This window comes from Micromonospora sp. GCM10011541 (assembly GCF_042650725.1).
In the GTDB taxonomy this organism is placed as follows: Bacteria; Actinomycetota; Actinomycetes; order Mycobacteriales; family Micromonosporaceae; genus Micromonospora; species Micromonospora sicca.
This window is the reverse complement of sequence record NZ_JBHSBP010000027.1, coordinates 38,772-47,794: the sequence shown is the minus strand read 5'-3', so window position 1 is coordinate 47,794 and position 9,023 is coordinate 38,772. Positions and strand designations below refer to the sequence as shown.

General features: G+C 71.4%; 5 protein-coding genes. 1 reads left to right on the top strand and 4 read right to left on the bottom strand.

Going from position 1 to position 9,023, the window contains the following annotated elements; translation table 11 throughout:
• Positions 1 to 553: 553 nt before the first annotated feature.
• From ACFOYX_RS12175 to ACFOYX_RS12165, 3 genes are read right to left on the bottom strand one after another with little or no spacing between them, the layout of a single operon-like run.
• Positions 554 to 1,315 (bottom strand): succinate dehydrogenase/fumarate reductase iron-sulfur subunit, encoded by a 762-nt coding sequence (locus tag ACFOYX_RS12175; protein WP_109806044.1) that lies wholly within the window; start codon positions 1,313 to 1,315, stop codon positions 554 to 556.
• Positions 1,312 to 3,249, bottom strand: a complete 1,938-nt coding sequence (locus tag ACFOYX_RS12170) for a fumarate reductase/succinate dehydrogenase flavoprotein subunit (protein ID WP_322442935.1) — start codon at positions 3,247 to 3,249, stop codon at positions 1,312 to 1,314. Before ACFOYX_RS12170 ends, ACFOYX_RS12175 begins: the two co-directional genes overlap by 4 nt.
• Positions 3,250 to 3,251: 2 nt before the next feature.
• Positions 3,252 to 3,983, bottom strand: a complete 732-nt coding sequence (locus tag ACFOYX_RS12165; RefSeq protein ID WP_201750056.1) for a succinate dehydrogenase cytochrome b subunit — start codon at positions 3,981 to 3,983, stop codon at positions 3,252 to 3,254.
• 29 nt (positions 3,984 to 4,012) lie between these two features.
• Here ACFOYX_RS12165 and ACFOYX_RS12160 point away from each other — a divergent pair, with 29 nt between their 5' ends.
• Positions 4,013 to 4,951, top strand: coding sequence for a LysR family transcriptional regulator (locus ACFOYX_RS12160; RefSeq protein WP_322442934.1), 939 nt, complete (start codon positions 4,013 to 4,015; stop codon positions 4,949 to 4,951).
• 9 nt (positions 4,952 to 4,960) lie between these two features.
• On the opposite strand, the gene hrpA is transcribed toward ACFOYX_RS12160, so the two are convergent.
• Positions 4,961 to 8,971 (bottom strand): ATP-dependent RNA helicase HrpA, encoded by a 4,011-nt coding sequence (hrpA, locus tag ACFOYX_RS12155; RefSeq protein WP_322442933.1) that lies wholly within the window; start codon positions 8,969 to 8,971, stop codon positions 4,961 to 4,963.
• Positions 8,972 to 9,023 lie beyond the last annotated feature (52 nt).

Genomic DNA, 9,023 nt, shown 5'->3' with positions numbered 1-9,023 from the left:
CAGCAGGCCGCCCACCTCGTCGCCCAGCACTGGAACAGCTGACCTGACCAAGCAACACGCAACGAGCCGCTGGCCGGCACCCCGACGAGGGTGCCGGCCAGCGGCGTCTGCACTTCCCGAGATCTTGGAGAGTTGGCGTCAGCAGCGAACGGAAACTGTCCAAGATCGCAGGCGGTGGGGCGTACCAGAGAAAGACAGTGACGGGCGGGCGGCGGCCGACCACGACGGGGCTGGGGGTGACCGTCCCCGGCGCAGGGATCAAGCCTGACCGCCCGGAGCCGGGGACGGTCGCCCCCAGCCCCCAGCCCCCAGGCGCAACCAGGTCGGAAGCGGGACCCCGAAAGCCAGAAGCGCGAGCGCAACCACCGACAAGACCGCGAGCCACCGGGGCCCGACGAGGCCGGGTCCCACCCGATGACGTTGACGTCATCAGCTTCGTAGCGTGCCGGCAACAACCGCCAGGGCCCGTACCCGGGGAAAAGGCCGGAAAGGCCGACCGCCGCACCCCGGACAGGGCACGGCGGTCGGTGTCGGCGCTGGTGGACGGCCGGGCTCAGGTGCCCGGGGTGTCGCCGCGCTTGGCGGTCGCCGCGAGGTAGTCGCGGTTGAGCCGGCCGATCGTGTTCAGCGGGATGCCCTTCGGGCAGACCACGGTGCACTCACCGGCGTTGGTGCAGCCGCCGAAGCCGGCCTCGTCGTGCGCGTCGACCATGCCGATCACCCGGGTGTACCGCTCCGGCTGGCCCTGCGGCAGCAGCGAGAGCTGGGTGACCTTGGCGGCCGTGAAGAGCATGCCGGAGCCGTTCGGGCAGGCCGCCACGCAGGCGCCGCAGCCGATGCAGGCGGCCGACTCGAAGGCGGCGTCCGCGTTGGCCTTGGCCACCGGCGTGGAGTGCGCCTCGGGGGCGCTGCCGGTCGGCGCGGTGATGTACCCACCGGCCGCGATGATCTTGTCGAAGGCGTTCCGGTTGACCACCAGGTCCTTGATGACCGGGAAGGCCCGGGCCCGCCACGGCTCGATGTCGATCGTCTCGCCGTCGGAGAACTGCCGCATGTGCAGCTGGCAGGCGGTGGTGCCGCGCTGCGGCCCGTGCGCGTCGCCGTTGATCATCAGGCCGCACATGCCGCAGATGCCCTCGCGGCAGTCGTGGTCGAAGGCCACCGGCTCCTCGCCGGCGAGGATCAGCCGCTCGTTGAGCACGTCGAGCATCTCCAGGAACGACATGTCCGGGGAGACGTCGTCGACCTGGTAGGTCACCATCCGACCCTTGTCCTCAGGGCCCTTCTGGCGCCAGATGCGCAGGGTCAGGTTCACTTGTAGCTCCGCTGCGTGGGGTGGACGTATTCGAACTTCAGGTCTTCCTTGTGCAGCACGGACGGCTCGCCGGTGCCGGTGTACTCCCAGGCCGCCACGTACGCGAAGTGCTCGTCGTCGCGCTGCGCCTCACCGTCCGGGGTCTGGTGCTCGGCCCGGAAGTGGCCGCCGCAGGACTCCTCGCGGTGCAGGGCGTCGATGCACATCAGCTCGGCCAGCTCGAAGAAGTCGGCCACCCGGCCGGCCTTCTCCAGCGACTGGTTGAGCCCTTCGCCGTCGCCCGGGACGCGGACCCGCTGCCAGAACTGCTCGCGCAGCGCGCGGATCTCGTCGATCGCCTTGCGCAGACCGGCCTCGCTGCGCTCCATGCCGCAGTGCTCCCACATGATCTGGCCCAGCTCCCGGTGGAACGAGTCCACCGTCCGGTCGCCGTCGACGGCCAGCAGCCGCTGGATCCGGTCCTCGACGTCGGCGCGCGCCTCGACCACCGCCGGGTGGCTGGCCTCGACCTTGTCGAACGGGCCGGAGGCCAGGTAGTTGGCGATGGTGCTGGGCAGCACGAAGTAGCCATCGGCCAGGCCCTGCATCAGCGCCGAGGCGCCGAGCCGGTTCGCGCCGTGGTCGGAGAAGTTCGCCTCGCCGATCACGAACAGGCCCGGGATGGTCGACTGGAGGTCGTAGTCGACCCAGAGGCCGCCCATCGTGTAGTGCACGGCGGGGTAGATCCGCATCGGGACCTCGTACGGGTCCTCGCCGGTGATCCGCTCGTACATCTCGAAGAGGTTGCCGTACTTGGCCTCGATCGCCTTGCGGCCGAGCCGGTTGATCGCGTCCGCGAAGTCGAGGTAGACGCCGAGCTTCGTCGGGCCGACGCCCCGGCCCTCGTCGCAGACGTTCTTCGCGGCGCGGGAGGCGATGTCCCGGGGGACCAGGTTGCCGAAGGAGGGGTAGATCCGCTCCAGGTAGTAGTCCCGCTCGTCCTCGGGGATGTCCCGCGGCGCGCGGTCGTCGCCCTTGGCCTTCGGCACCCAGACCCGGCCGTCGTTGCGCAGCGACTCGCTCATCAGGGTCAGCTTCGACTGGTGGTCGCCGGAGACCGGGATGCAGGTCGGGTGGATCTGCGTGTAGCAGGGGTTCGCGAAGTACGCGCCCTTGCGGTGCGCCCGCCAGGTGGCGGTGACGTTGCAGCCCTTGGCGTTGGTGGAGAGGTAGAAGACGTTGCCGTAGCCGCCGGAGGCGAGCACGACCGCGTCGGCCATCTCGGTGGTGATCTCGCCGGTGACCAGGTCCCGGACCACGATGCCCCGGGCCTTGCCGTCCACGATGATCAGCTCCAGCATCTCGTGCCGGGCGTTCATCTCCACGTTGCCGAGGCCGATCTGCCGCTCCAGCGCCTGGTACGCGCCGAGCAGCAGCTGCTGGCCCGTCTGGCCCCGAGCGTAGAAGGTGCGCTGCACCTGCGCCCCACCGAACGAGCGGGTGTCGAGCAGGCCGCCGTACTCGCGAGCGAACGGCACGCCCTGCGCGACGCACTGGTCGATGATGTTGACCGAGACCTCGGCCAGCCGGTGCACGTTCGACTCGCGGGAGCGGAAGTCGCCGCCCTTGACGGTGTCGTAGAAGAGCCGGTGCACCGAGTCGCCGTCGTTGCGGTAGTTCTTGGCGGCGTTGATGCCGCCCTGCGCGGCGATCGAGTGGGCCCGGCGCGGGCTGTCCTGGTAGCAGTAGGACTTCACCCGGTAGCCCTGCTCGGCCAAGGTGGCCGCGGCGGAGCCGCCGGCCAGGCCGGTGCCCACCACGATCACCGTCATCTTGCGGCGGTTGGCCGGGTTGACCAGCTTCGCCTCGAAGCGGCGGCGGTCCCAGCGGGTCTCGATCGGGCCCTCGGGAGCCTTGGTGTCGGCGATCGGGTCGCCCTCGATGAAGAGATCCATGGTCAGGACACCAATCCGGTGAGTACGGCGAACGGGACCACCAGGTAGCCGGCGCAGAGCGCGACGGCCAGGACCAGCGCGCCGGTACGGGCGCGGCGCTCGCCCTTCGGCGTCTGCTGGCCGAGGCTGCGGAACGCGCTGAAGGCGCCGTGGCGCAGGTGGAAGCCCACCGTGACGACGGCGAGGGTGTAGAAGAGCGTGACGTACCAGCGCTCCGGCGCGAAGTCGGCGACCACATTGCCGTAGGGGTTGCTGGCGTCGCCCTGCGGGTTCAGGTGACCGGTGGTCAGGTCCAGGATGTGGTAGATCACGAAGAGCAGGATGATCACCCCACCCCAGCGCATGGTCCGGGCCGCGTAGCTGCCCTGCACCTTCTTGCGGTGCGCGTACTTGACCGGGCGGGCGGCGCGGGCGCGGCGGGCCAGCACGGTGGCGGCCACGATGTGGGCCACCACGGCGACGGTGAGCACGGTGCGCTGGATCCACAGGTACCAGGTGTGGGGCAGCAGCGGCGTGCCGATGTCGCGCAGCCAGTGCGCGTAGTGGTCGAACGAGGTCTCCCCCGTGAACACCTTCAGGTTGCCGAGCATGTGCGCGACGAGGAACAGCACCAGGAGAAGGCCCGTCACCGCCATGACGGCCTTCAGGCCGACGTTCGAGCGGATGGGCGACCGAGTTTTCGTGATTACCACACGACCGACGCTAGGAGCAGTTTGATCAGTCGTCCAATGCATCGACCTCGCAGTCTTGATAGCCGTAGGCTATGCAGATGCAGCTCCATCAGCTCCGGTACTTCGTGGCGGTCGCAGAAGTACGACATTTCACCCAAGCTGCCGACCTGGTCGGCATAACCCAGCCCTCGTTGAGTAAGCAAATTCACGCCCTTGAGGCCGGCCTCGGGGCCCCGCTCCTCGAACGGGTAAGGGGCAACATCGCCCTCACCACGGCCGGCGAGGTGCTGCTCCCGTTGGCCAAGCGGATCCTCGCCGACGTCGACACCGCCACCCGGGAGGTGCAGGAACTGGTCGGGCTGCGCCGGGGCCGGGTCCGCCTCGGCGCCACCCCCAGCCTGGCCACCTCCCTGGCGCCGCCGGTGCTGCGCCGGTTCCGCGACGCGCACCCCGCCGTCGACCTCGGGGTGGAGGAGGGCGGCTCGCAGGACCTGGTCCGCGACCTGCTCCGCGGTGACCTCGACCTGGCGCTGATCATCATGCCGTCGGCCGGCACCGACCCGGGCCTGCGCGCCGACCCGATCCTGCGGGAGAGCCTGGTGGTCGCCTCGGTGGACCCGCTGCCGGCCACCTCGGCCACCGGCGAGCTGCGCATCACCGACCTGCGCGATCAGCCGCTGGTGATGTTCCGGGAGGGCTACGACCTGCGCGACGCCACCCTCCACGCCTGCCGGGACGCCGGGTTCGAACCGACCCTCTCGGTCGACGGCGGGGAGATGGACGCCGTGCTCAGCTTCGTCGAGGCCGGGCTCGGCGTCGCCCTGGTGCCCGGCATCGTGGTCGCCCGCCGCCCCGGCATCCGGGTCACCCGGCTCGCCCCGCCCGGCGTACGCCGGACCATCGGGGTGGCCCGCCGGCGCGACGTCGTGCCCACCCACGCCGGCCGCGAACTCCGCCGCATCCTGCTCGAGTACGTCCACGACGCCACCGCCACCGACCAGCTCCCGCCGGGCGTCGAGCCGCTGTCGTGACGGGGCGGCTCAGCGGGCCTCGGCGTCGTCCATCGCCCGGTAGATCCGCTGCTCCGAGACCGGGTACGGGGTGCCGAGGGCCTGGGCGAAGACGTTCACCCGCAGCTCCTCGATCATCCAGCGGATCTGCCGCACCGCCGCCGAGTTTCGGCGGGCCGGCGGCAGTGCGGCGAGCATGTCCTGGTACTCCTTCTGCACCACCGCGATCCGGTCCTGCTGCTGCTTGTCCCGCTGCGGGTTGCCGGGCAACCGGTCCAGCCGGCGCTCGATCGCGGTCAGGTAGCGCAGCAGGTCGGGCAGCCGGGCGTACCCGGCCTCGGTGACGAAACCGGAGTGCACCAGGCCGGAGAGCTGGTTGCGGATGTCGGCGAGGGCGGCCACCACGGCCAGGTTCCGGGTCGCGCCGAGCCGCTGCTCCACCGCGTACGCGGCGGCGAGCACCCGGCGGACCCGGTCCATCACGTCGACGACCGTGTCCACGAGGTCGGCGCGGACCTTGTCGCGCAGCGCCGCGAAGCCCTCGGCGTCCCAGGCCGGGCCGCCCGCGTCGGCGATCAGCTTGTCGATCGCCGCGCCGGCCGCGTCCTCGATGAGCTGCTGCACCCCGCCGTGCGGGTTGCGGCTCAGCGCCAGCTTCGCCTCGTTGGACAGCCGCCCCTGGAGGAACTTCGCCGGCGACGGCACGGTCAGCCGCAGCAGCCGCCGGGTCCCCGCCCAGTGCGCGGCGGCCTGCTCCGCCTCCGAGTCGAAGACCTTCACCCCGACCGTGGTGCCCTCGTCCACCAGGGCCGGGTACGCGGTCACCGCGTACCCGGCGCGGACCTGCTCGATGGTGCGGGGCAGGGTGCCGATGCTCCACTGGGTCAGGCCGCTCCGGGCCACGTCCGGCGCGGCGGCGGCGACGACCTGGCGTACCTCCTGGCGGAGCCGGCGTTGCAGGGTCGGCAGGTCCTTGCCCTCGGCGACCGGCTGGTCGTCCTCGCCGAGCACCCGGAAGGTCACCCGCAGGTGCGGCGGCAGCTTCGCCACGTCCCAGGCGTCCCGGGGAACGGTGACCCCGGTCATCCGGCGCAGCTGCCGGGTGAGCGCGTCGAGCAGCGGCTCCTCGCCGGCCGGCATCGCGGCCAGCGCCGCCCGGGCGTAGTCGGGCACCGGGACGAAGTTGCGCCGGATCGCCTTCGGCAGCGACCGGATCAGCGCGACCACCAGCTCCTCGCGCAGCCCCGGCACCTGCCAGTCGAAGCTCTCCGCCGGCACCTGGTTGAGCATCGGCAGCGGGATGTCGACGGTCACCCCGTCGGTGGGGGTGCCCGGCTCGAAGCGGTAGGTCAGCGGCAGCGCCACCCCGTCGGCCCGCCACTCGTCCGGGTAGTCGGCCTCGTCCACCCCGCCGCGGCCGGCGTTGACCAGCAGCTCGCGGGTGAAGGTGAGCAGGTCGGGCCGCTCCCGGCGGGTCTTCTTCCACCAGGAGTCGAAGTGCCGGCCGGAGACCACGTCGGCGGGGATCCGCTCGTCGTAGAAGCCGAAGATCGTCTCGTCGTCGACCAGGATGTCCCGCCGCCGGGCCCGGCTCTCCAGCTCCTCGATCTCGGTCAGCAGCTTCTGGTTGTCCCGCCAGAACTGGTGGTGGGTCTGCCAGTCGCCCTCCACCAGGGCGTGCCGGATGAACAGCTCCCGGGACAGCGCCGGGTCGATCCGGCCGAAGTTGACCTTGCGGGAGGTGACCAGCGGGATGCCGTACAGGGTGACCTTCTCGTAGGCCATCACCGCGGCCTGCTTCTTCTCCCAGTGCGGCTCGCTGTAGCTGCGCTTGACCAGGTGCTGGGCCAGCGGTTCGACCCACTCCGGCTCGATCCGGCCGTTCACCCGGCCCCAGAGCCGGGAGGTCTCCACCAGCTCGGCGGCCATCACCCAGCGCGGCGGCTTCCTGAACAGCGCCGAGCCGGGGAAGAGCGCGAATTTCGCCCCCCGCGCCCCCAGGTACTCGTGCTTCTGGGCGTCCTTGAGCCCGACGTGGGAGAGCAGGCCGGGCAGCAGCGACTGGTGCACCTTCGGGGTGTCGATCTCCTCCGGCAGGTCCGCGGCGGGGCCGCGCCGGCCGTCGCCGTCGCGCGCCGGTCGCCCTCCTTCCGGGGTACGCAGCACCTGGCGCAACTGGCTGACGATGTCCTGCCACTCGCGGACCCGCAGGTAGTTCAGGTATTCCGCCTTGCACATCCGGCGGAACGCGCTGGACGACAGCGCCCGCTGCTGCTCGCGCAGGTACCGCCAGAGGTTGAGGAAGGCGACGAAGTCCGACTCGGAGTCGGCGAACCGGGCGTGCGCCTGGTCGGCCTGGGCCTGCTTCTCCGCCGGCCGCTCGCGCGGGTCCTGGATGGACAGCGCGGCGGCGATCACCACCACCTCGGTCGCGCAGCCGTTGCGCTCGCCCTCCAGGACCATCCGGGCCAGCCGCGGGTCGACCGGGAGCTGGGCCAGCCGCCGGCCCAGCGGGGTGAGCCGCTTCGCCGGATCCGCCTCGGTCGGGTCGAGCGCGCCCAGCTCGTGCAGCAGGTTCACGCCGTCGGCGACGTTGCGCCGGTCCGGCGGGTCGATGAACGGGAACGCGGCGATGTCGCCCAGCCCGATCGAGGTCATCTGGAGGATGACCGAGGCCAGGTTGGTCCGCAGGATCTCCGGGTCGGTGAACTCCGGCCGGGATTCGAAGTCCTGCTCGTCGTAGAGCCGGATGCAGATGCCGTCGGAGGTACGACCGCAGCGCCCCTTGCGCTGGTTGGCCGAGGCCTGCGAGACCGGCTCGATCGGCAGCCGCTGCACCTTGAGTCGGCTGGAGTAGCGGGAGATCCGCGCCGTGCCCGGGTCCACCACGTACTTGATGCCGGGGACGGTCAGCGAGGTCTCCGCCACGTTGGTGGCGAGCACCACCCTGCGTCCGGCGTGCGGGGCGAAGACCCGGTGCTGTTCGGCGGAGGAGAGGCGGGCGTACAGCGGCAGGATCTCGGTGCCCAGCAGCGACCGCTTCTTCTGCACCAGCTTGCCCAGCGCGTCGGCGGTGTCCCGGATCTCCCGTTCGCCGCTGAGGAAGACCAGGATGTCGCCGGGACCCTCGGCGGCCAGCTCCTCGACCGCGTCGCCGATCGCCTGGATCTGGTCGCGGACGTTCTCCTCGTCGGCGTCCTCCTCCTCGGCCTCGGTCACCTCGACCAGCGGCCGGTACCGCACCTCCACCGGGTAGGTACGCCCGGAGACCTCGACGATCGGCGCCGGCTGCCCCTCGGCGTCGGCGAAGTGCCGGGCGAAGCGGTCGGTCTCGATGGTCGCGGAGGTGATGATCACCTTGAGGTCGGGGCGGCGGGGGAGGAGCTGGCGGAGGTAACCCAGGATGAAGTCGATGTTGAGGCTGCGCTCGTGCGCCTCGTCGATGATCAGCGTGTCGTACTGGCGGAGCATCCGGTCGGTCTGCAGCTCGGCCAGGAGGATGCCGTCGGTCATCAGCTTGACCAGGCTGTTCTCGCCCACCTGGTCGGTGAAGCGGACCTTGTAGCCCACCACGTCGCCCAGCTCGGTGCCGAGCTCCTCGGCGATCCGGTCCGCGACCGTACGGGCGGCGAGCCGGCGGGGCTGGGTGTGCCCGATCAGCCCGCCGATCCCGCGCCCCAGCTCCAGGCAGATCTTGGGCAGCTGGGTGGTCTTGCCGGAGCCGGTCTCGCCGGCCACGATCACCACCTGGTGGTCCCGGATCGCGGCGGCGATGTCGTCCCGGCGCTCGCTGACCGGCAACTGCGCCGGATAGGTGATCACCGGCACGGCCGCCCGCCGGCTCGCCAGCCGCGCCTCGGCCCGCGTCACGTCGGCGCTGATCTCGGCGAGCGCAGCGTCCCGGCGCTGCGGGTCGCGCAGCCGGCGGACCCCGTCCAGCCGCCGCTGCAGCCGGCGCTGGTCGCGGAACATCAGGGCGGGGAGGCGGCGGTGCAGCTCGCGAACGGAGTCGGGCGCGGCGGGTACGGCTGGATTCTGCATGTCGTCGCCAAGAATAGGCAGCCCCGCGGCGAAGTGCCGCCGGGTTACCGCC

Coding starts and splice junctions, on each gene's coding strand:
- hrpA (WP_322442933.1), bottom strand. CDS start 8,971: ATGCAGAATCCAGCCGTACCCGCCGCGCCCGACTCCGTTCGCGAGCTG.
- ACFOYX_RS12160 (WP_322442934.1), top strand. CDS start 4,013: ATGCAGATGCAGCTCCATCAGCTCCGGTACTTCGTGGCGGTCGCAGAA.
- ACFOYX_RS12165 (WP_201750056.1), bottom strand. CDS start 3,983: ATGCATTGGACGACTGATCAAACTGCTCCTAGCGTCGGTCGTGTGGTA.
- ACFOYX_RS12170 (WP_322442935.1), bottom strand. CDS start 3,249: ATGGATCTCTTCATCGAGGGCGACCCGATCGCCGACACCAAGGCTCCC.